At 71.1% G+C, this 398-nt stretch carries 1 protein-coding gene; it reads left to right on the forward strand.

The genetic code is table 11. The features are described from left to right. Positions 1-13: 13 nt before the first annotated feature. Positions 14-398: PPW family C-terminal domain-containing PPE protein (locus tag F0Q45_RS26900; RefSeq protein WP_444875270.1), on the forward strand; the 385-nt coding region annotated here is incomplete at its 3' end.

The raw sequence follows: 398 nt of genomic DNA on the forward strand, positions 1-398 counted from the left end.
CGTGGGTGCGCACATGGATGCTTTCGGCTACCTGGTGAGCGACCTGAGTTCGGCTGCCAAGCGGGCCTCGGGCACCGGTGTTCGAAACAAGGCGCCGGAACCCGACGGTGCCCAGGAGCCCGCTGCGGCAGCGGCGCCCCAGGAGCCGGCCGGTGCACCGCGGCGCCGGCGGGCGAAAGCCACGCGGGTCGATCGCGGCTACGAGTACGCAGACCTAGATGATGCGCTGCAGGACACAGCGGCACCGGGCCGGCCGCTGGCCGCGGTGCTCGCCTCGGACCAAAGCGCAGGGACCTCGGCGTTTGCGGGTATCGCCCACAAACAGGGTGCCCCACCGGCGGCGGGGTTGATCACACGTACCGCCGAAGCGTTCGACTCCCCACGCGTGCCGATGATGC

The organism is Mycobacterium simiae, from assembly GCF_008370645.1.
Taxonomy (GTDB): Bacteria; Actinomycetota; Actinomycetes; order Mycobacteriales; family Mycobacteriaceae; genus Mycobacterium; species Mycobacterium simiae_A.